Source organism: Stenotrophomonas sp. Pemsol, from assembly GCF_003586545.1.
In the GTDB taxonomy this organism is placed as follows: Bacteria; Pseudomonadota; Gammaproteobacteria; order Xanthomonadales; family Xanthomonadaceae; genus Stenotrophomonas; species Stenotrophomonas sepilia.
In genome coordinates this window covers 1,097,292-1,119,054 of record NZ_CP025780.1, presented here as the reverse complement: position 1 = coordinate 1,119,054, position 21,763 = coordinate 1,097,292, and the positions used below count along the sequence as shown (strand labels likewise).

The 21,763-nt window shown below is 67.4% G+C and carries 17 protein-coding genes and 1 pseudogene; 15 read left to right on the top strand and 3 right to left on the bottom strand.

The window, feature by feature from the left end; all coding sequences use genetic code 11:
- Positions 1 to 177: 177 nt before the first annotated feature.
- The 12 genes and pseudogenes from PEM_RS05080 (at position 178) to rnt (ending at position 11,160) form a co-directional block, all read left to right on the top strand.
- Positions 178 to 1,389, top strand: a complete 1,212-nt coding sequence (locus PEM_RS05080; protein ID WP_119706070.1) for an OprO/OprP family phosphate-selective porin — start codon at positions 178 to 180, stop codon at positions 1,387 to 1,389.
- A gap of 222 nt (positions 1,390 to 1,611) precedes the next feature.
- On the top strand, positions 1,612 to 2,628 hold the full coding sequence (pstS, locus tag PEM_RS05075; protein WP_005415897.1) for a phosphate ABC transporter substrate-binding protein PstS: 1,017 nt from the start codon (positions 1,612 to 1,614) through the stop codon (positions 2,626 to 2,628).
- Between the two features lie 408 nt (positions 2,629 to 3,036).
- Positions 3,037 to 4,125: a phosphate ABC transporter substrate-binding protein PstS gene (gene pstS / locus PEM_RS05070; RefSeq protein WP_005415896.1), complete on the top strand. Its 1,089-nt coding sequence runs from the start codon at positions 3,037 to 3,039 to the stop codon at positions 4,123 to 4,125.
- Positions 4,126 to 4,207: 82 nt separating this feature from the next.
- On the top strand, positions 4,208 to 5,176 hold the full coding sequence (gene pstC / locus PEM_RS05065) for a phosphate ABC transporter permease subunit PstC (RefSeq protein WP_061478538.1): 969 nt from the start codon (positions 4,208 to 4,210) through the stop codon (positions 5,174 to 5,176).
- Entirely contained in the window at positions 5,176 to 6,039 is an 864-nt protein-coding gene (pstA, locus tag PEM_RS05060) for a phosphate ABC transporter permease PstA (protein ID WP_005415894.1), read from the top strand. The genes pstC and pstA overlap by 1 nt, the downstream gene beginning before the upstream one ends.
- A gap of 19 nt (positions 6,040 to 6,058) precedes the next feature.
- Positions 6,059 to 6,889 (top strand): phosphate ABC transporter ATP-binding protein PstB, encoded by an 831-nt coding sequence (gene pstB / locus PEM_RS05055; RefSeq protein WP_049411272.1) that lies wholly within the window; start codon positions 6,059 to 6,061, stop codon positions 6,887 to 6,889.
- Between the two features lie 76 nt (positions 6,890 to 6,965).
- On the top strand, positions 6,966 to 7,673 hold the full coding sequence (gene phoU / locus PEM_RS05050) for a phosphate signaling complex protein PhoU (protein ID WP_005415893.1): 708 nt from the start codon (positions 6,966 to 6,968) through the stop codon (positions 7,671 to 7,673).
- Positions 7,674 to 7,911: 238 nt separating this feature from the next.
- A pseudogene (locus PEM_RS05045) lies at positions 7,912 to 8,139 on the top strand (hypothetical protein); the annotation flags it as partial.
- 31 nt (positions 8,140 to 8,170) lie between these two features.
- The gene (locus PEM_RS05040; protein WP_012479633.1) at positions 8,171 to 9,046 is read left to right on the top strand and encodes a DUF692 domain-containing protein; all 876 of its coding nucleotides are present in this window, start codon (positions 8,171 to 8,173) and stop codon (positions 9,044 to 9,046) included.
- Entirely contained in the window at positions 9,039 to 9,794 is a 756-nt protein-coding gene (locus PEM_RS05035; RefSeq protein WP_012479632.1) for a putative DNA-binding domain-containing protein, read from the top strand. Before PEM_RS05040 ends, PEM_RS05035 begins: the two co-directional genes overlap by 8 nt.
- Positions 9,795 to 9,819: 25 nt before the next feature.
- Positions 9,820 to 10,341 (top strand): DoxX family protein, encoded by a 522-nt coding sequence (locus PEM_RS05030; RefSeq protein ID WP_111127061.1) that lies wholly within the window; start codon positions 9,820 to 9,822, stop codon positions 10,339 to 10,341.
- A gap of 234 nt (positions 10,342 to 10,575) precedes the next feature.
- A complete protein-coding gene (gene rnt, locus PEM_RS05025) occupies positions 10,576 to 11,160 on the top strand; it encodes a ribonuclease T (protein WP_005408782.1) in 585 nt (194 codons plus the stop codon).
- Positions 11,161 to 11,572: 412 nt separating this feature from the next.
- Here rnt and PEM_RS05020 read toward each other — a convergent pair whose 3' ends face one another.
- The 3 genes from PEM_RS05020 to PEM_RS05010 all read right to left on the bottom strand — a co-directional run bounded on the left by PEM_RS05020 (position 11,573) and on the right by PEM_RS05010 (position 16,920).
- Complete coding sequence (locus PEM_RS05020) at positions 11,573 to 14,599, bottom strand: ligand-binding sensor domain-containing diguanylate cyclase (protein WP_111127059.1); 3,027 nt, start codon at positions 14,597 to 14,599, stop codon at positions 11,573 to 11,575.
- A 176-nt stretch (positions 14,600 to 14,775) separates the two neighbouring features.
- Positions 14,776 to 16,185 carry an ATP-binding protein gene (locus PEM_RS05015; protein WP_005415887.1) on the bottom strand — a complete coding sequence of 470 codons (1,410 nt, stop codon included), beginning with the start codon at positions 16,183 to 16,185 and terminating at the stop codon, positions 14,776 to 14,778.
- A gap of 6 nt (positions 16,186 to 16,191) precedes the next feature.
- A complete protein-coding gene (locus PEM_RS05010) occupies positions 16,192 to 16,920 on the bottom strand; it encodes a response regulator (protein ID WP_005415886.1) in 729 nt (242 codons plus the stop codon).
- A 204-nt stretch (positions 16,921 to 17,124) separates the two neighbouring features.
- Between PEM_RS05010 and PEM_RS05005 the strand changes: the two genes are divergently transcribed.
- The 3 genes from PEM_RS05005 to PEM_RS04995 are packed head-to-tail and all read left to right on the top strand — an operon-like array spanning position 17,125 to position 21,757.
- Positions 17,125 to 18,366, top strand: a complete 1,242-nt coding sequence (locus PEM_RS05005; protein ID WP_111127057.1) for an efflux RND transporter periplasmic adaptor subunit — start codon at positions 17,125 to 17,127, stop codon at positions 18,364 to 18,366.
- Complete coding sequence (locus tag PEM_RS05000; protein ID WP_111127055.1) at positions 18,363 to 20,321, top strand: MacB family efflux pump subunit; 1,959 nt, start codon at positions 18,363 to 18,365, stop codon at positions 20,319 to 20,321. The genes PEM_RS05005 and PEM_RS05000 overlap by 4 nt, the downstream gene beginning before the upstream one ends.
- Positions 20,318 to 21,757: a TolC family protein gene (locus tag PEM_RS04995; RefSeq protein WP_111127053.1), complete on the top strand. Its 1,440-nt coding sequence runs from the start codon at positions 20,318 to 20,320 to the stop codon at positions 21,755 to 21,757. Before PEM_RS05000 ends, PEM_RS04995 begins: the two co-directional genes overlap by 4 nt.
- Positions 21,758 to 21,763: the final 6 nt, after the last annotated feature.

Here is a 21,763-nt window from a genome sequence, read left to right as displayed (position 1 = left end):
CGTGGCTCTACTGCAACCGGGTCGCAATCCGGGCGTCATACGCAAGCGGTTTCAATGGCAGGCCCTGCCGTGACGGGGCCTGCGGCGGATGTCTGCCGCGCGTGAACTGTCACATTTACGCAATCTTTACCTTCTAGCCTGCGCGCATCTTCCCACCTGCCTGCAAGGCTCCTCTCCATGAAACTGCATCACCAACTCCTGACGGTGGCCGTGGCTGCTGCGCTGTATGTGCCGGCTGCACACGCCGAAGTCGCCATCGACGTGATCGGCGGTTCGGAAATCACCTTCGAAGGCCTGGTCCAGGCCGACGGCAACTGGTTCCACAACGATGTGGTCGACCTCAACGGTGGCGACGCCGGCAACGGCAAGAACAGCGAATTCGAACTGCGTCGCGCCGAGCTGGTGCTGAAGGGCAAGGGCCCGGGCAACGTGGAGTGGGTGGTCGGCTATGACGCCAAGGCCGACAAGTTCCTCGACACCAACGTGAAGTACAAGCTGCTGGGTAACGCCAACCACTTCCTGCAGCTGGGCCAGTTCAAGCAGCCCAACAGCCTGGAAGAACTGTCCAGCACCAAGAACAACGATTTCATTTCCAAGGCAGCGGTCACCAATACCTATGCCATCGCCCGCCGCCTGGGCGGCGCGTACAGCTACGGCCAGGACAACTGGTCGGTGACCGCCAGCGCCTTCGGCCGCGAGCTGACCCGCAACCTGGCCCACGGCAGCGGCTACGGCGCGCGTGGCACCTGGGCCCCGATCAATGAAAAGGGCCAGGTCCTGCACTTCGGTCTGAGCTACGTCAACTACGACGCCGACGCCGACACCCTGCGCGTGCGTGCGCGTCCGAATGCCGACCTCGCCACTGCCCGCCTGGTTGACAGCGGCAACCTGACCGACACCGATCGCGTCAGCACCATCGGTGCCGAAGCGATGTACTTCCAGGGTCCCTTCAAGGCCCAGGCCGAGTACTACACCAGCAAGGCCAAGCGCTACGACCACGACAACTACACCAGCGACGGCTACTACATGAGCGGCGTGTGGAACGTCACCGGCGAGACCTGGAGCTACAAGGGCGGCACTCCGGGCACCGGCCTGCCGAACAACCCGGCCGGCGGCCAGTGGCAGCTGGGCGTGCGCTACGACCACATGGACCTCAATGACGGCAACCTCGCCGCCAATCCGGTCGCCGGTCGCCCGCCGATCGTCGATGGCGTGCTGGGCGGCAAGATGGACATCTGGACCGTGGGCGCCAACTGGTACCTGCGTTCCAACTTCAAGCTGATGCTCAACTACGTGATGGTCGACAGCAAGAAGTACAGCTCCACGGCGCGCGGTTTCGTCAACGACGATCCCAACATCCTGGAAGCCCGCGCGCAGTTCTTCTGGTAAGCCCAGCCACCTGCGTTGAACCGCGAAGGCACGGCCCCGGCCGTGCCTTCGTCGTTGCAGCGATACCCGTGCCGTGCTGCCGGCACAGCGGACGCGACATCCCTCATGACGCGTGTCACGCCCGCGTCATATGACAGACGCGGACGTGTCACGCAATCGTTATGGAATGTGCACCGAAACGTCGGGCAACCGCCCTTCGACCACCACCCCAGGAGTCTCCCCGTGATCCACGCCTTCAAATCGCGCGCCGCTGTCGCCATCCTGGCTGCATCGTCCGTGTTCGCCGCCAACGCCGCCGACATCACCGGCGCGGGCGCATCGTTCATCTACCCGGTCATGTCCAAGTGGTCGGCCGACTACAGCGCCGCAACCGGCAACAAGGTCAACTACCAGTCCATCGGTTCCGGCGGCGGCATTGCCCAGATCAAGGCCAAGACCGTTGATTTCGGCTCTTCCGATGCGCCGCTGAAGCCGGAAGACCTGGCTGCTGCAGGCCTGGCGCAGTTCCCGTCGGTGATCGGTGGCGTGGTGCCGGTGGTCAACGTGGCCGGCATCGCCCCGGGCGCCCTGAAGCTGGACGGCGCCGTGCTGGCCAACATCTTCCTGGGCAAGATCAAGACCTGGAACGACCCGGCCATCGCCGCACTGAACCCGGGCGTGACCCTGCCGAACGCCAAGGTCACCGTCGTGCATCGTTCGGACGGCTCGGGTACCACCTTCAACTTCGTCAACTACCTGTCCAAGGTCAGCCCGGAGTGGAAGAGCTCGGTCGGTGAAGGCACCTCGGTGCAGTGGCCGGCCGGCATCGGCGGCAAGGGCAACGAAGGTGTTGCCGCCTACGTGAAGCAGATCAAGGGCGGCATCGGCTATGTCGAACTGTCCTACGCGCTGCAGAACAAGCTCTCCTACACCGCGATGAAGAATGCCGCCGGCAAGTTCGTGCAGCCGAGCGACACCTCGTTCGCTGCCGCCGCTGCCAGCGCCGACTGGGCCAACGCCCGCGACTTCTACCTGGTGATGACCAATGCGCCGGGCGCCGAGTCCTGGCCGATCACCGCCACCAACTTCATCCTGGTGCAGAAGACGCCGAAGAATGCTGCCAATGGCAAGGCGACCCAGGAGTTCTTCCGCTGGGTCTACAAGAACGGCGACGCCCAGGCCCGCCAGCTGGACTACGTGCCGCTGCCGGACAGCCTGGTCCGCCAGATCGAGACCTACTGGTCGCAGAACCTGAAGTAAGCGCGTTCCCCCGCAGGAACGGGGGCGGCGGGTCCTCTCTCCCCCGCCGCTCCCACCCGGGCGCGAGATCCTCGAGATCTCGCGCTCTTCTTGTTTTCGGGGATGCACCTGCCCCTGTAGAGCCGAGCCGACGCTCGGCTGCGCTCTGGAGCGTGCGGACCGACGGTCCGCACCTACCGTGGGCAAGGAGCTGTCGCGCATTGACGCTGCAAGGACCAAGCCGCCGTCATATCGGTGCGCAGATCCGGGGTTTCCGGGCCCCGGCCGGATCGGCGCCAGCCCTGTGAAAGCCTTGTCAGAACGTGATCCTCGACACCTCTGTCATGGTCGTAATACGGCTGTAACAAAAACATCATTTCATAGCCGCATCCGCCGACCACGTCGGCTCTTCCCCGCTATGGAGTGACCATGAAACTGCACTCGGCCGGCCTTGCCGCCCTTTCCCTGGCCATCGCCCTGGGCCTGTCGGCCTGCGGTGGCGACAAGCAGGCCGCGCAGCAGCCGGCTGCCGGCGCTGCCGCTGCCCCCGCCGCTGCCGGTGCCAAGGTGACCGCCGAAGTGTCCGGCGCGGGCGCGTCCTTCATCTTCCCGCTGGTCTCCAAGTGGTCGGCTGACTACAACGCCAGCACCGGCGCCAAGATCAACTACCAGTCGATCGGCTCCGGCGGCGGCATCGCCCAGATCAAGGCTGGGACCGTCGACTTCGGTTCGTCCGACAAGCCGCTGAGCAGCGAGGAGCTGGCCCAGGCCGGCCTGGCGCAGTTCCCGTCGGCCATCGGCGGCGTGGTGCCGGTGGTCAACATCGAAGGCCTGGAAGCCGGCAAGCTGCGCCTGAGCGGCGCCCTGCTGGCCGACATCTTCCTGGGCAAGGTCAAGACCTGGAACGACCCGGCGATCGTCGCCGCCAACCCGGGCGTGAAGCTGCCGGACGGCAAGATCACCCTGGTCCACCGTTCGGATGGTTCGGGCACCACCTTCAACTTCTCCAACTACCTGTCCAAGGTCAGCCCGGAGTGGAAGAGCAAGGTCGGTGAAGGCACCTCGGTGCAGTGGCCGGACGGCGTCGGTGGCAAGGGCAATGAAGGCGTTGCGTCCTACGTGAAGCAGATCAAGGGCTCGATCGGCTACGTCGAACTGGCTTATGCCCTGCAGAACGGCATGCCGTATACCGCCATGCAGAACGCCGCCGGCAACTGGGTCGAGCCGAGCGCGGAAACCTTCGCCGCTGCGGCCGCCAGCGCCGACTGGGCCAGCGCCAAGGACTTCAACCTGGTCATCACCAACGCCCCGGGCGAGCAGGCGTGGCCGATCACCGCAACCAACTTCATGCTGATGCAGAAGCAGCCGAAGGACGCCAAGCGCAACCAGGACACCCTGGCCTTCTTCAAGTGGGCCTTCGAGAACGGCCAGGCCCAGGCCAACGAGCTGCACTACGTGCCGCTGCCGGCTGAACTGGTCAAGCAGATCGAGGCCTACTGGGCGACCGACCTGAAGTGATGGACCCGACGGTGCCCGCCCCGCGCGGGCACCGCTTGTTCCACGCCGTGCCGCCCCGCCCCTTCCTGGCCCAGCCGTCCCCATGAATGCCATCGCCCAGCCTGTAGCCGCCCCGTCCACGCGTGATACGCGTGATGCCCGCAACGACAAACTGTTCCGATGGGTGCTGGTCGGCACCGTCATCTTCGTCCTGATCGCCCTGGCCTGCGCCGCGCTGTCGATGCTGTGGGGTGGTCGCCATGCCCTGCAGATGCAGGGACTGAGCTTCTTCTTCTCCGCTGACTGGAATCCGGTCGAAAACAAGTTCGGCGCCCTGGCTCCGATCTACGGCACCCTGGTCACCGCTGTCATCGCGATGGTCATCGCCGTGCCGGTCAGCTTCGGCATCGCCTTCTTCCTCACCGAAGTCGCGCCGCGCTGGCTGCGTGGCCCGGTCGGTACCGCCATCGAACTGCTGGCCGGCATCCCCTCGATCATCTACGGCATGTGGGGCCTGTTCGTGCTGGTGCCGGTGATGACCGAGTACGTCACCCCGTTCCTCAACGAGACCCTGGGCGAATGGCCGGTCATCGGCCCGATGTTCCAGGGCCCGCCGCTGGGCATCGGCATGCTCACCGCCGGTTTCGTGCTGGCCATCATGGTCATTCCGTTCATTTCCTCGGTGATGCGCGAGGTGTTCCTGACCGTGCCCACCCGCCTGAAGGAATCGGCCTACGCGTTGGGCTCCACCAAGTGGGAAGTGAGCTGGGACATCGTCCTGCCCTACACCCGTTCGGCGGTCATCGGCGGCATCTTCCTCGGCCTGGGCCGCGCGCTGGGCGAAACGATGGCTGTAGCCTTCGTGATCGGCAACAGCGTGCGCCTGTCGCCGTCGCTGCTGGAACCGGGCACCACCATCGCCGCGCTGATCGCCAATGATTTCGGCGAAGCCACTGAAACCTACCGTTCGGCCCTGCTGCTGCTCGGCTTCGTCCTCTTCATCGTCACCTTCGTGGTGCTGGCCATCGCCCGCCTGATGCTGATGCGCCTGTCCCGCAAGGAGGGCAACTGATGTCCACCACCGCTGATTCGCTGTACCTGCGCCGCCGCATCGGCAACGTCGTTGCGATCACTGCGTCCTGCGCCACCGCCCTGTTCGGCCTGTTCTTCCTGGGCTGGATCCTGTTCACCCTGGCTGCCAAGGGCCTGGCCGGCATCAACTGGGATCTGTTCACCAAGATGACCCCGCCGCCGATGCAGGACGGCGGCCTCGCCAACGCCTTCTTCGGCAGTGCCGTGATGTGTGCACTGGCCATCGGCATCGGCACCCCGCTGGGCGTGCTGGCCGGTACCTGGCTGGCCGAGTATGGCAACGCCCGCAAGGCCGGCACCGTGGTCCGCTTCGTCAACGACATCCTGCTGTCGGCGCCGTCCATCGTGCTGGGCCTGTTCGTCTACACGCTGTACGTGATGCAGACCGGCGGCAACTTCTCGGCGTTCGCCGGTGCGCTGTCGCTGGCCTTCATCGTGCTGCCGGTGGTGGTGCGCACCACCGACGAAATGCTGCGCCTGGTCCCCTCGCAGATGCGCGAAGCGGCCCTGTCGCTGGGCATCCCGCAGTGGAAGGTGATCGTGCAGGTGCTGTACCGCAGTGCGTCGGCCGGCATCATCACCGGCATCCTGCTGGCGCTGGCCCGCATTTCCGGCGAGACCGCTCCGCTGCTGTTCACTGCCTTCGGCAACCAGTACTGGAACAACAACATCTTCCAGCCGATGGCTTCGGTGCCGGTGGTGATGAACCAGTTCGCCGGCAGCCCGTATGAATCCTGGCAGGTACTGGCCTGGGCCGGTGCCCTGGTGCTGACTGTCTTCGTGCTGCTGGTCAGCCTTGCCGCCCGCGGCATCCTGCTGCGCAACCGTATCTCCCATGACTGACCTTTCCGTGGATAACGCCATGAACGACCTTTCCAACGCCGTGCCGATGCAGCGCATCGCCGTGCCGTCCTCGCACGAGAGCCTGCACACCCCGGCTCCGGTCAAGCTTGCCGCGCGCGGACTGGACTTCTACTACGACAAGTTCCACGCCCTGAAGGGCATCAACCTGGAAATCCCGGAAAAGCGCGTGACCGCGCTGATCGGTCCCTCCGGTTGCGGCAAGTCCACGCTGCTGCGCATCTTCAACCGCATCTATGCGCTGTACCCGAAGCTGGAGGCGCGCGGTGAAGTGCTGCTGGACGGCGAGAACATCCTGTCGCCGAAGTACCCGATGAACCGCCTGCGCAGCAAGGTCGGCATGGTGTTCCAGAAGCCGGTGCCGTTCCCGATGACCATCTTCGAGAACGTGGCCTACGGCATCCGCCACCACGAGAAGCTGAGCAAGGCCGATATGGCCGACCGCGTCGAGCAGGCGCTGCGCCAGGGCGCGCTGTGGGACGAAGTGAAGGACAAGCTGGGGCAGAGCGCACTGGGTCTGTCCGGTGGCCAGCAGCAGCGTCTGTGCATCGCCCGTGCCGTGGCCCTGCGCCCGTCGGTGCTGCTGCTGGACGAGCCGACCTCGGCGCTGGACCCGATCTCGACCAGCCGCATCGAGCAGCTGGTGGAAGAACTCAAGCACGAGTACACGATCGTGATCGTCACCCACAACATGCAGCAGGCTGCGCGCGTGTCCGACTACACCGCCTTCATGTACCTGGGCGACCTGATCGAGCACGACCGCACCGAAGTGATCTTCTCGCAGCCGTCGCAGCGGCAGACCGAGGACTACATCACCGGTCGCTTCGGCTGAAACGTCAGTCGAGCGTGGCTCGACTCAACAGACAACGGCAGCCAGGCATGGCCTGGCTCTACCTGGATTGCACACCATGAACCTTCCCAACGACCACATCGTCAAGAGCTACGACGAAGAGCAGCAGCGCCTGGTGGCCGAAATCGTGCGCATGGGCGAGATGGCGGTCGCCCAGCTCGAAGCGGCGATGGACGTGATCGAGAAGCGCGACGAGAACGCCGCCCATCGCATCATCGCCAATGACGAAGCCATCGATGCGCTGGAGCAGCAGATCAGCCATGACGTGATGCGCCTGGCGCTGCGCGGCCCGATGGCGCGCGACCTGCGCGAGATCCTGGCTGGCCTGCGCATTCCGGCCGACATCGAGCGCATCGGCGACTATGCAGCGAACGTGGCCAAGCGCTCGATCGCGCTGGGCAAGGTGCCGCCGCTGCCGCAGATCCAGGGCCTGCGCGCGCTGGGCCGCCTGGCCGCGCAGCAGGTGCGCCGTGCCATCGCCGCCTACCGCGACAACGATGCCGAGGCCGCGCTGGCACTGCGCGAGGACGACGCCCGCCTGGACGCCCAGTACACCGCGCTGTTCCGCGAGCTGCTCACCTACATGATGGAAGACCCGCGCAACATCACCCCGTGCACCCACCTGCTGTTCATGGCCAAGAACCTGGAGCGCGTGGGCGATCACGCCACCAACATCGCCGAGAACGTGTGGTTCCTGGTGCACGGCGAGCAGCCGCTGCCACCGCGTGAAAAGCGCGACGAGACCTCCAGCACCGGCCAGCCCTGACGCTGCACTGCAACACCGGAGTCGACTCCAAGGTGGCCGCTGTCCTGTGACAGCGGCCTTTCTTTTTTTGCGGTGTTCCACCCGCGTTGTGGGCGCCGTGCTTGCCCGGCGCAGACCTTCCGGATGCTTCTGTAACAAATCTCACGAAAATTTGAGTTCTTGGCGAGGATTCGTTGAGTAGGATCGCTGCACCATCGATTCACCCCGGGCACCTGCCCACCACCCAGGAGTAAGACCGATGAGCAGTTCCAACAAGACCCTGTCCCTGCTGACCGCTACCGCCCTGGCCGCCGGCCTGGGCATGACCGCCAGTGCCTCGGCCCTGAGCATGAGCGACCTCGCCCAAGGCTACCTGGTGGCCGGCCAGGCGGCCAAGGCCAGCACCGATGCCAAGGCCGCCGATAACAAGATGGCCGCTGACGCGACCAAGCACGCCGAAGGCAAGTGCGGCGCCGACGGCAAGAGCGGCGAAGGCAAGTGCGGCGAAGGCAAGTGCGGTGGCAAGCACTGACGCCCGCGCCAGCCTCGTCCACCCGCGGTCGCCGCTTCGTGCGGCGGCCGCCGGGTTGGGCCTGCGCCGGGCGCTGCTGCAGGACCTGCGTGACGCCCCGGAAGGCGACTTCGACTTCCTCGAATGCGCACCGGAGAACTGGATCCATGTCGGCGGCCCGGCCGGTGATGCCCTGGCCGAACTGGCGCAGCGCCATCCGCTGAGCTGCCACGGCCTGTCGCTGTCGCTGGGCGGCAGTGCACCGCTGGATACCCAGCTGCTGGAACAGGTCGGCCGGTTCCTCGAAAAGCACCGCGTGCCGCTGTACAGCGAGCACCTCAGCTACTGCAGCGACGACGGCCACCTGTACGACCTGCTGCCGATTCCCTTTACCGACGAAGCCGTGCGCCATACCGCGCAGCGCATCAGCCGCGTGCAGGACCTGCTGGGCCGTCGCATCGCAGTGGAGAACGTGTCCTACTACCTGGCACCCGCGCCGGCGATGGACGAACTGGCCTTCACCAATGCCGTGCTTGCCGAAGCCGACTGCGACCTGCTGCTGGACGTCAACAATGTCTACGTCAACGCCTGCAACCACGGCTACGATGCCGATGCCTTCATCGCCGGCCTGCCTGCACGGCGCATCGTCTGCCTGCATGTGGCCGGGCACCTGGACGAGGCACCCGACCTGAAGATCGATACCCACGGCAGCGCGGTGATCGATCCAGTCTGGGCGCTGCTGGCGCGTACCTATGCACGCATCGGCCCGCGCCCCACCCTGCTCGAACGCGATTTCAATTTCCCGCCCTATGCAGAACTGCAGGGCGAACTGCAGACCATCCGCCGCCTGCAGGCCACACATGCCGGGGCGGCACATGGCTGATTCCGCCGACACCCTGCGCGCGCAGCAGCACGCCTTCACCGCGCACCTGCGCAACCCGCAGGCGGTACCCGCACCGGCCGGACTGGAGCCACGCCGGGTCGCGGTATATCGGCACCTGCTGTTCAACAACCTGCTCGGCCTGTTGAGCAACGGTTTCCCGGTCTGCGTGCGCCTGCTTGGCGAACCGGCCTGGAGCGCCCTGGTGCGCCACTACTTCGCCACCCATCGCTGCCAGACACCGCTGTTCACCGAACTGGCCGCCGAGTTCGTGCAGTGGCTGCAGGCGCAGCCGCAGCTGCCGCACCCGGCGCTGGCCGAACTGGCCCACTACGAGTGGGTGGAAACCGCGCTGTACCAGCTGCAGGCCGAACCGCTTCCTGCGCCTGGCGATACTGATCCACTTCGGGTGCCGCTGCGGCGTTCGCCGCTGGCGTGGCCGCTGCTGTACCAATGGCCGGTGCACCGTCTCGGTGCAGAGGATGCGCCGACCCAGCCCCTTCCAGAACCCACCGGCCTGCTGGTCCGCCGCGAAGCCGACGGTGAAGTGCGATTCGCCGCGCTCAGCCCGCTGGCGGTACACCTGCTGGCGAGCATCGGCGAACGGCCCGGCCTGGAAGGACAGACGTACCTGCAGCAGCTGGCCACCTCGCACGGGCTGGCCGAGGACGTACTGGCCGAGCCCGGTGCCGCACTGCTGCTGCAGTTCCTGCAGGCCGGCGTGATCGGCCCGCTCGCCCCCCCGCCCTGACGCCTCTTCCACTGGAGATCCAACGATGAATCTGCCGCTCCTGGCCGCCGCGCGCGGCCGGCTGGACCGTCTCGCCCCCTGGTTGGCGCCGCTGGGCCTGCGCGTGCTGCTGGCCTGGGAATACTTCGAATCCGGCCGTGAGAAGCTGCACGGCCAGAACTGGTTCGCCGACCTGCAGGGCGCCTTCCCGTTCCCGTTCAACCAACTGCCTGCTGCCCTGAACTGGCAGCTGGCCACCTGGTTCGAACTGGTCGGCGCGGCCTGCCTGCTGTTTGGTTTCGTTACCCGTTTCGCCGCCGCCAGCCTGCTGGTGCTGACCGTGGTGGCGACCTATGCGGTGCATTGGCCGATGCAATGGAATTCGCTGGGTGACCTCGCGATGGGGTATGCCATCAGCGACCAGGGCTACGGCAACTTCAAGCTGCCGGTGCTGTTCATGACCATGCTGCTGCCGTTGATCTTCACTGGCGCCGGCAAGCTGAGCGTGGACGCCTGGTTGGCCCGGTGGCAGCCATCGGTCACGACGGCACGGCCTGCGTTGCGCTAGATGCCGACCGTGGTTGGCGCGCCGTGTGCCAACCAAGGTTGGCACCTACCGGAATCCAGAGCGTGCGGTGCCCGGTAGGTGTCGACCTTGGTCGACACACGCCCACGCAGGGAGCCCATGCACAGAAAGCTGGCCGGGCGCTCAGGGTCGCTCTGCTAGAATTCACGCATGACTGACTCCCCCTCCGCACCTGCCGCCGCTCCCGATTCCGCAGTACCCCAGGCGCAGCGCGCGATGTCACAACGCTTCCGCGGCTTCCTGCCGGTGGTGGTGGATGTGGAAACCGGCGGCTTCGACAGCCAGCGCAATGCGCTGCTGGAAATCGCTGCGGTGCCGATCGAGATGGACGAGAACGGCCTGCTCTACCCCGGCCAGACCGCCAGTGCCCACGTGGTCCCGGCCGAGGGCCTGGAGATCGACCCGAAGTCGCTGGAAGTGACCGGCATCATCCTCGACCACCCGTTCCGGCTGGCCAAGGAAGAAAAAGCGGCGTTGGACCACATCTTCACTCCGGTCCGTGCGGCGATGAAGAAGTACGGCTGCCAGCGCGCGATCCTGGTGGGCCACAACGCCCATTTCGACCTCGGCTTCGTCAACGCGGCCGTGGCCCGCACCGGCCACAAGCGCAACCCATTCCACCCGTTCAGCGTGTTCGACACGGTCACCCTGGCCGGTATCGCGTACGGTCAGACCGTGCTGGCGCGTGCGGCCACCGCCGCCGGGCTGGGTTGGGATGCCAACGAGGCACACAGCGCGGTGTATGACACCGAGCAGACCGCGCGGCTGTTCTGCACCATCGCCAACGCCTGGCCGCGCTAACGCAGCCAACGGCGGAGCCCCTCGTGGCGGGCTGACAGCGATTCCTGGTAGGGCCGGGCGGGTGGACTGCGCAGGGGACGCTGCAAGTACGTCCCTGTAAGCTCGGTCGCCGCTTGCTCGTGTGCGCTGTCCTGCGCACACGGCAAGACCGGGGTTGGGCATCCGGCCCAACCCGCCCGAGGCATGCCTCAGGCCCATGCGGCTCACGCCCCTGCGCAGCCCACCCGCCCGGCCACGGACAGTTTCCAGCGAGCACCACGGAAAGATCAGAAAAAGCGGGAGCAACAGCGGGTCGCTGCGCTCGTTGGGGGCTGCCGCTTACTGGGTCACTTCTCTGGTGGGTGCCGACCGTTGGTCGGCACCCCCGGGTGGTACGACAACACCAGTAGATCCACGCCATGCGTGGATGCGATCAACCAATACTCGTGCGATCGCGGCCGTCGCTCTTGGCACGGTACAGCGCGCGGTCGGCGCGCTGGTACAGCAGCGCCGGGGTGCGGTCGTCGGCATCCAGCTCTACCAGGCCCGCACTGAAGGTAACACGCAGGCCCGCCACGCCGGCCCAATCGGGATGGTCATGGAACAGGCCACGCAGGCGCGCGCACAGCTGTGCGGCTTCCTCCAGGCGGGTGTCGTTGAGCAGCAGCGCGAACTCTTCGCCGCCGGTGCGCGCCGGCAGGTCGGAGTCGCGGCAGGCCGCTGCGATCAATGACGCCACCTGCACCAGCACGGCATCGCCGATGCTGTGGCTGTGGCGGTCGTTGACCTCCTTGAAGTGATCGATGTCGAGCACCACCAGGCACAGCGGATGACCACTGCGCTGGGACCGGGCGAAGTCACGCGCCAACGTTTCGTCGAAGGCGCGGCGATTGGCCAGGCCGGTCAGCACATCCTCGCGGGCCTGGCGCTCGAAGGCTTCGGCCTGGCGCGCCAGGCGCTCGGCCAGTTCGGTCTTTTCCTGGTTCAGCGCCTGCAGGTGCACCGTCTTGGCCTGCAGGTCGAAGGTCGCTTCGTCCACCCGCCGTGCCAGGCGCAGGTTGCTGGCCTTCAGCTGCTGCAGCAGCAGCCGGTACAGCGCCACCAGTCCAGCCAGCAGCAGCATTCCCGCCAGCACCTGCACGCTGCGGCGCTGCCACCAGAACGGTTCCACGGTGAAGCTCCACACCGCCTCCTGTTGGCCCCAGCTGCCGCCGGGATGGGCGGCCGCCACATGCAGGGTGTAGTCGCCCGGCGGCAGGCCGACGAACTCGACGCTGCGCTGCGGGCCGCGCTCGACCCAGCCGGCATCCAGCCCGTCCAGCCGCGTGCGGTAGCGGATCCGGTCGGACATCAGATAGCTCAGGCCGACATAGCTCACCGCCAACCGGCGCCCCCCGGGAATATGGTTGCGATCTCGCCCTTCCCAATGCACCGGCGCGCCATCCACCTGCACGCTCTCGATCGCGGCCGGCGGCGATGGCCGCTCGCGGAAACGCTGCAGGCGCTGCGGGTCGACCGTGCTCAGGCCGCCTGCGGTGACCACCCAGAACGTGCCGTCCTGGCGCAGGATCGCCGATGGGCTGGAGCTGCCGTTGGCCTGTGCATTGGCCATGCCGTCGATCTCGTTGTAACGCTCCACCCCCACCCGCGGCGTGCGGCCATCGGCCACGGCGTTGAGGGTGGCCATATCGGTGCGCAACACGCCGCGATTGCTGCTGATCCACACATTGCCAAGGCGATCCGGCACCAGCTGGAACACCGCATCCACCGGCATGCCCTGCTCCAGGCCGACCCGCGCCAGCGCACCGTTGCGCCAACGGTACAGGCCACGATCACTGCTGATCCACATCGCGTCGCCCAGCTGGTGGAAGCCGAACACGCTGCGGCCACCGCCCAGCGGCGCCAGGTCGATCGACTGCACGTGGTCGCCGCGCAGCACGCGGATGCCTTCGATGGTGCCGATCCACAGGTTGCCCTGATGGTCATGCTCAAGCGCGGTGATCAGGCCGCCGGGCATGCCCGGCACGTTCGAGACCTGCACATGGTCGCCGTCGATGCGCACCACGCCCTTCTGCGTGCCGGCCCAGACCACGCCCTGGGAATCAACGCTGATCGCACGGATGTTGCCACCCGGCATGCCGTCGGCTGCCGCGTAGTTGTGGCGCAGGTGGCCGTCACGGCCGAGCCGGTAGACCCCATCGCCGAAGGTTCCGACCCACAGGTCACCGTCCGGCCCCTGTGCCAGGCTCAGCACCGAAGGTGCCTTGCCGCCGCGGTTGTGCAGCGGCATCGCCCGGAAACGGCCGTCCGCGGTCCGCATGTCAAGCCCGCTGGCGCTGCCGACCCACAGCTGGCGATCGCGATCCTCGAATACCGTGCGCACGTAATCGCCACTGAGCCCATCGCGCTCGGTGTAGCTGCTGAACAGTGTTTCGCGCAGGCGATAGAGCCCGCCGTTGGCGCCCACCCAGATGCTGCCTTCGGCATCCTCGCGCAGGCTGACCACGCGTCCGCCCGGCAGGTTCAGACCGGCCGGCAGTCGCTCCAGGCCATGTGCGGAGATGCGCAGCAGGCCCTGGTTCTCGGTGCCCAGCCACAGGTCACCGTGCCGGTCCTGCAGCATCGAGGTCATGTGCAGCTGGCCCGGCAGGCGGTGCACCAGCACCAGCTGGTCGTCCTCCACCCGGTACAGGCGCTCACCGGCGACGATCCACAACGCGCCATCCGGCGCACGGTAGGGCCACGACAGGCCACTGCCGGCACCCAGCCCCCATGCGGCGGGGGCGCGCTTGAGCACGCCATCGTTGTCGCGCAGCACCAGCCCGTCCAGCGTACCGACCCAGACCCGGTCCTGCGCGTCGACCACCAGCCTGGTGAAGCTCATCGCCATCGGCAGGTCCGCCGCCGGCGCCTGGTAGACAATGCCGCTGTCCGGCGTCAGGTAGCCGATGCCCTTGCCTTCGTACAGCAGCCACAGCCGCCCCTGGCTGTCCATCTGCATGGACTGGATCAGCACCTGCGGCGTATCGGCCTGGTGCTCCCACACCCGCCATTGGCCATCACTGCCACGGTGGCTGACGTTGCCGCGCGAATCACTGATCCACAGTCCGCCCTGGCGGTCGACGAACAGGGCGCCGATGCCGTTGTCGCGCAGGCCCGGGCGCGTGCTGCGGTCGAACACGGTGAAATCCAGGCCGTTGTAGCGCACCAGCCCTTCCCAGGTGGCGAACCAGAGATGGCCTTCCGGCGTCTGCGCGATGTCGCGCAGCGAGTTGTGCGGCAGGCCGTTGCGCGAGGTCCATACATCGATGGCGTAGTCGCGCAGCGGGGGCGCGCCTTCCTGCGCAGCCAACGGCAGCGCAAGGGCCAGCAGCAGCCACAACAGGCCCTGCCGCAGTGCCCGCCTGAATCCTGATGCGCGGCGCTCCACCCAGCGCCTCTTGTCCCCCTGCCCGCCCATCACCGCAGCGGCGGCGGCCAGGTGCGGCTGCAGGACGCGGCAGCGTGCGGGAACAGCCGGGCAGCGTGCAATGGCATGCCGGCAGGAACGGGCTGGCTCATCGGGGGGAGACTGGGGAGATGCGCAGATGATAGGCCAAACCCCGGCCCCAGCGTCACCGTCCGCAGCGCGCCGACTCAGCCGGCGCGGCCGGGCGCCACCACCTGGGCACTGGCCGGCCACTGCACCACCGCCTCCAGGCCACCTTCGGCCCGGTTGCGCAGCCACAGCCGGGCACCGTCCTTCTCGGCCAGGGCGCGCGCGATGGTCAGGCCCAGGCCGGCCCCGCCGGTTTCGCGCGAACGCGAGGTCTCCACCCGCACGAACGGATCGAACACCGCCTCCAGCTGCTCTTCGGCCAGGCCCGGGCCGTCATCGGCCACCACCACGGTAATCGCACCGCCGCTGCGCTCAACCCGCACCCGGGCCCGCTGCGCGTACATCACCGCGTTGTCCACCAGGTTGGAGAACAGCCGGTGCATGGCCAACGGACGCAACATCAGCACCGAACCACTGCCCCCTTCGAAGACCACATCACCGCCGCCTTCGGCGGCGTCCTCGACAATGCTCTCCAGCAGCGAATCCAGGTCCAGTGCGGCGCGCTGCTCGGCACTCTCGGCGCTGCGCGCCAGTTCCAGGCCCTCGCGCACCAGCGCCTGCATCGCCGCCAGGTCGCCGATCAGGCGCTCACGCAGGGCCTCGTCGCTGACATTCTCCAGGCGCAGGCGCAGCCGGGTCAGCGGCGTCTGCAGGTCGTGGGTGATCGCCGCCAGCATCTGCGTGCGTTCGGCCAGGTGCCGCTGCAGGCGGTGCTGCATGGCGTTGAAGGCTTCGGCGGCACGCTGCACTTCGCGCGGCCCGCGCAGTGGCAACGGGTCGCGCTGCAGGTCATCGCCAAGGTCTTCTGCGGCTGCGGCCAGTTCCTGCAGCGGCGCGCTGGCCATGCGCGCGACGATATAGGCCAGCACGGCAATCGCCAGCACCAGCAGGGTCAGGAACCATGGGTCCACGGCGAGGATGCCGTTGTGCGCCACCGCCGGCGAGTCCAGCGCCAGCTTCAGCAGCGTGCCGTCGTTGAGGGTCACGTCCACCGCGCGGCATTTGGGCGGGATGAACGCGGGGTCGCGTTCGCGCGGCGGCCGCCGGTGGCCCGGCGGCGGCGGCGGCAGCAGCTCCTGCAGTTTGGGAATGCAGGAGCGGAACGAAGCGAAGTGCACGTGCGCGCGCGACACCGGCCCGGGGCGGTCTTCCAGCACTTCCATCAGCGCCGTGTCGGCACGCCCCAGGCGTGCGCCCGGCTGCAGCGCGCGCACGCTCGGCCCGCCGATCGCCAGCAGGCGCTCGCGCAGCTCCGGATTGCCGTCCAGCAGGTTGACGTAGCCCTGCAGGCGGTCGGCGATGCGGTTCAGGTTCTGCCGCTCGAACTCCTGCTGGCGCTTGGAGGTGGCCAGCATGGTCGCGCCGATCGCAGCCACCGCCATGCCCAGCAGCAGGATCACGAACAACCGCCCGACCATCGAGGACAGGAAATGGCGCAGGCGCGTCATCGCGGTTTATTCCAGGTTGACCGACGAGGCAAGCACGTAGCCTTCGTTGCGCACGGTCTTGATCAGTCCATCCGGGCCACCATCGTCGCCCAGCTTGTTGCGCAGGCGGCTGACCTGCAGGTCGATCGCGCGGTCCTGAGCCTCGTAGTTGCGGCCACTGCTGAGCGCGACCAGCTGCTCGCGCGACAGCACCTTGTTGGCGTGGGCGATGAACACCCGCAGCAGGCGGAACTCGGCGCCGGACAGCACCACCACGCGGCCATCCGGATCGACCAGGTGGCGATGCTCGAGGTCGAATACCCAGCGCGAGAAACGCGCGCGGCGTACCGCCAGTGGTTCCAGGTTGGCCGGCAGCGCCTCGGTCCGGCGCAGCACGTTGCGGATGCGCGCCAGCAGCTCGCGCGGCTCGAACGGCTTGGCCAGGTAGTCGTCGGCGCCCATTTCCAGGCCCAGCACGCGGTCGATCGGCTCGGCCCGCGCGGTCAGCATGATCACCGGCGTGTTCGAACGTGCACGCAGGTCACGGCACAGGGTCAGACCATCCTCGCGCGGCAGGTTGAGGTCCAGCACGATCAGGTCCACGTGCTCGCGGTCCAGCAGTTGGCGCATGGCGGTGCCATCGGCCGCAGTGCTCACCTGGTAGCCGGCGCGGCCGAGCTGCTCGGCCAGCAGCGTGCGGATGTCGTTGTCGTCGTCGACGATCAGCAGTCGATGCATCGGGTTTTCAGTCTCCATGTCGCGATCATCCCGTGTCGGCAGCTGAACCGCATCCGGGGCAATGCGTACCAGTGTATCCACCCGCGGGCGGGATACCTGTGGTTACGCCTGTTCACCGACAGTGTTACATACAGACATACCCCGAGGATTGAGCCGTCCATCGCCCGGTCTTCACAATGCCCACCAACGCCGCCCTCGCGGCCTCGAGAGTGAAGCCACGACGTGACGTTCCGCCTGCTGCCAGCGACCCGCCGGAGTCGCCTGATGCTGATCGCCCTGCTCGCCCTGATCGTCGCCGCGACCGGCTGGTGGCTGCTGCGCAAGCCCGCCGCCCCGGCGGTGGCAACCTCGCCGGTCAGCCGCGGTGACATCGAACAAACGGTGGATGCCACCGGCGTGATCGACGCCTACAAGCTGGTCAGCGTCGGCGCGCAGGCCTCGGGCCAGATCAAATCGCTGAAGGTACAGCTGGGCGACACCGTGAAGGAAGGCGACCTGATCGCCGAGATCGATGCCACCACCCAGCAGAACCAGGTGCTCAACGCGCAGGCCTCGCTGGACCAGGTCACCGCCCAGCGCGCGGTGCAGCAAGCCACCCTGCGCCAGGCCGAACTGGAGTTTGCGCGCCAGCAGCAGATGCTGGCCGCCGAAGCCACCTCGCGCCAGGAATACGATGCCGCCGAGGCACAGCTGAAGACCGCCCGCGCCCAGCTGCAGTCCTACGAGGCGCAGATCAAGGGCCGCGAAACCGAGCTGGGCACCGCCCGCGCCAACCTGGCCTACACCCGCATCACCGCGCCGATGGACGGCACCGTGGTCGCGGTGGTGGCCGAAGAAGGCCGTACCGTGAACGCCAACCAGACCGCACCGACCATCGTCATGCTGGCGCGGCTGGACGTGGTCACCGTCAATGCCGAGATCTCCGAGGCCGACGTGGTCAAGATCAAGCCCGGCATGCCGGTGTACTTCACCACCCTGGGCGACCCGGACCGCAAGTATCACGCCACGCTGCGCCAGATCAATCCGGCGCCCGCCTCGATCGCCAACGAGAATTCGTCCAGCTCCAGCAGCTCCTCCAGCTCCAGCTCCAGCAGCGCGGTCTACTACAACGCGCTGTTTGATGTGGAAAACCCGGACGGCACGCTGCGCATCGACATGACCGCGCAGGTCTCGGTACTGCTCAAGCAGGCCAAGGGCGTGCTGATGGTGCCGGCGGTGGCACTGGGACCGAAGCGCCGTGGCGATGAGCGGATGGTGCGGGTGCTGGACGAGAAGGGCCAGCCGCAGCCGCGCAAGGTCACCGTGGGCATCAACAACGGCGCCTCGGCCGAGATCCTGTCCGGCTTGAAGGAAGGCGAGCGCGTGGTGGTCGGCGAAGCCGGTGCGGCCGGTGCCAGCGCCGGCGGCGGCAACCGCGGCGGCATGCAGATGCGGGTCGGCGGCCCGGGCATGGGGCGCCGATGAACACGACGGCGCCGCTGCTGCGGCTGCGCGACCTGCGACGTGAATTCCCGGCCGGCGACGATGTGATCGCCGTACTGCGCGACGTGAACCTCGACATCCACGCCGGCGAGATGGTCGCCATCGTGGGCCAGTCCGGCTCGGGCAAGTCGACGCTGATGAACATCCTCGGCTGCCTCGACCGTCCCACCCGCGGCAGCTACCAGGTGGCCGGCCGCGAAACCGGAAAGATGGAGCCGGACGAACTGGCCGAACTGCGCCGCGAGCATTTTGGTTTCATCTTCCAGCGCTACCACCTGCTCGGCGACCTCGACGCGCGCGGCAACGTGGAAGTGCCGGCGGTGTATGCCGGCAGTCCCGGCCCGGTGCGCAACGCGCGTGCCGAGCAACTGCTGCAGCGGCTGGGCCTGGGCGACCGCATGCATCACAAGCCAGGCCAGCTTTCCGGTGGCCAGCAGCAGCGCGTGTCGATCGCACGCGCCCTGATGAACGGCGGCGAGGTGATCCTGGCCGACGAACCCACCGGCGCGCTCGATACGAAATCCGGTGAGGAAGTGATGGCGATCCTCGGCGAACTGCATGCCGAAGGCCACACCATCATCATCGTCACCCACGACATGAGCGTGGCCCAGCACGCACAGCGCATCATCGAGATCCGCGATGGCGAGATCATTGCCGACCGCGCCAATCCGGATGCGCCGAGTTACCGTGCCCAGCGCGAAGCCAGTACCGGCGTCGCCCACGGCAATAGCTGGCGGGCGGCCCGCGACCGCTTCACCGAAGCATTCCGGATGGCGCTGCTGGCGATGAACGCCCATCGCCTGCGCACCTTCCTGACCATGCTCGGCATCATCATCGGCATCGCCTCGGTGGTCTCGGTGGTGGCGCTGGGCAATGGCTCGCAGCAGCAGATCCTGCAGAACATCAGCGCGCTCGGCACCAACACCATCGACGTTTATCCCGGCCGTGGTTTCGGCGACATGCGCTCGGCCCGGGTGCAGACGCTCAAGGCCAGCGATGCCGATGCACTGGCAAAGCAGAGCTATGTGGACAGCGCCACCCCCAGCGTATCGACCTCGGTCACCGCGCGTTATCGCAACCAGTCGTCGACCGCCCAGGTCAGCGGCGTCGGCGAGCAGTTCTTCCGGGTCAAGGGGGTAACCCTGCTCAGCGGCAGCTTCTTTGATGCCGATGCCGTGAGGGGCCTCGGCCAGGTAGCGGTGATCGACGAAAACACCCAGACCCAGTTCTTCCCCGATGTCGACCCGGTCGGCCAGGTGATCCTGCTCGGCAACGTGCCGGCACGCGTGGTCGGCGTGGCCAAGCGCCAGAGTTTCGGTTTCGGTGGCAGCACCAGCCTCAGCGTCTGGGTGCCCTACACCACGGTGATGTCGCGCATGCTCGGCCAGAGCCATGTCTCCAGCATCACCGTGCGCGTGGACGACAACACACCGATGGATGCCGCTCAGGAAGCGATCACCCGCCTGCTGACGATGCGCCACGGCACCGAGGATTTCTTCCTCAGCAACAGCGCGGAGATCCGCGACACCATCGAGCAGACCACGCGCACGATGACCCTGCTGATCGGTGCCATCGCCGCCATCGCGCTGCTGGTCGGCGGCATCGGCGTGATGAACATCATGCTGGTGTCGGTGACCGAGCGCACCCGAGAGATCGGGGTGCGCATGGCCGTCGGTGCACGACAAAGTGATATCCGCCAGCAGTTCCTGATCGAAGCGGTGCTGGTTTGCCTGCTCGGTGGCGTGCTCGGCATCGGCCTGGCCCTGCTGCTGGGCTCGATGATCGGCCGCTTCGCCAGCGACTTCCAGGTGCTGTTCTCCACCGCCTCGATCATTACCGCCTTCGCCTGCTCGACCCTGATCGGCGTGGCGTTCGGCTTCCTGCCCGCGCGCAATGCCGCGCAGCTTGACCCGGTGGAGGCCCTGGCACGCGAATGAAGATGATGACCCGACTGCCCTTCCCTGCCCCTTCGCGCCGGCTGCTGGCGGGTGCCGTTCTGCTCGCCCTGTCTGGCTGCGCCTCTGTCGGCCGCTATCCGGTGGCCGATCCCGATGTGGCGGCCCAGTATGGGCGTGGCGATGCCACCCTCAACGCACCGGCCGACGACCCGCGCAGCAGCCTGGACACACCGGGCCACGACATCCGCCAGGACACCTGGTGGACCGGCTTCGGCGATGAACGCCTGGACCGCCTGGTGGCGCAGGCGCTGGCCGCCAACAGCGACCTGGCCGCCGCCGGCCTGGCCGTGCAGCGTTCGCGCCTGCAGGCCGGCCTGGCCAGCAACGCGCTGTGGCCGCAGCCTTCATCATCGGGCGTCAGCGGCAATGCCAGCCGCGCCACCGACCAGGCCGACGAATGGCGCCGCAGCTACTCCACCGGCATTTCGCTCGGCTGGGAGGTCGATCTGTGGGGACGCCTGCGGACCCAGCGCGACATCGCCCGCTGGGAAGCCGAAGCCAGCGAGGAAGACCGGCAGAATACCGCCCTGCTGGTGATCAGCGACACCATCACCCAGTACTGGAACCTGGCCTACCTGAACCAGTCGATCGCCACCGGCCAGGCCAACCTGGAGCGGCTGGAGCGCACCCGCGAACTGGTGCAGGCCCGCTTCGACGCCGGTGCGGTATCGCGCCTGGAAGTACGCCAGGCGCTGCAGAACCTGCAATCGCAGCGCGCCTCGCAGAGCGCGCTGGAACAGCAGCGGGTGGAGGTGCGCAACGCACTGACCGTGCTGCTGGACGGCACGCCCTGGCCCCAGCAGGACGAACCTCAGGACCTGCTGGGCGCACGCAGCCCGCGCATTGTCGAGGGGCTGCCGGCCGACCTGCTCGGCCGCCGCCCCGACCTGCGTGCGGCAGAACTCCGCCTGCGCAACAGCCTGAAGACCATCAAGGTCACCGCCACCCAGTACTACCCGGCGCTGAGCCTGACCGGCAGCCTCGGTTCCAGTGCGGCCTCGCTGGGCGATGTACTGCGCAATCCGGTGGCCACGCTGGGTGCCGGCCTTTCGCTGCCATTCCTCAACCTGCAGCGCGCGCAGCTGGATACCGATATCGCCGGCACCAGCTATCAGATCGCCGCGACCAATTTCCGCAAGACGCTGTACACCGCGCTCTCGGAAGTGGACAACGCACTGTCCGCGCGCGAGCAGCTGGCGCGCCAGGTCGCTGCCTCGCAGGCTTCGTACGAGGAAGCGGTGGAAGTGGAGCGCGCGCAGGAAGTGCGTTATCGCGTGGGTGCTACCGATCTGCGCACCTGGCTGGAAGCGCAGCAGACCCGGCGCGATGCAGAGCTGTCGCTGGCGCGCGTGCGCCAGGGCCAGCTGAACAACGACGTGACCCTGTTCAAGGCACTGGGTGGCAGCGCGGGCTGAGGCGGC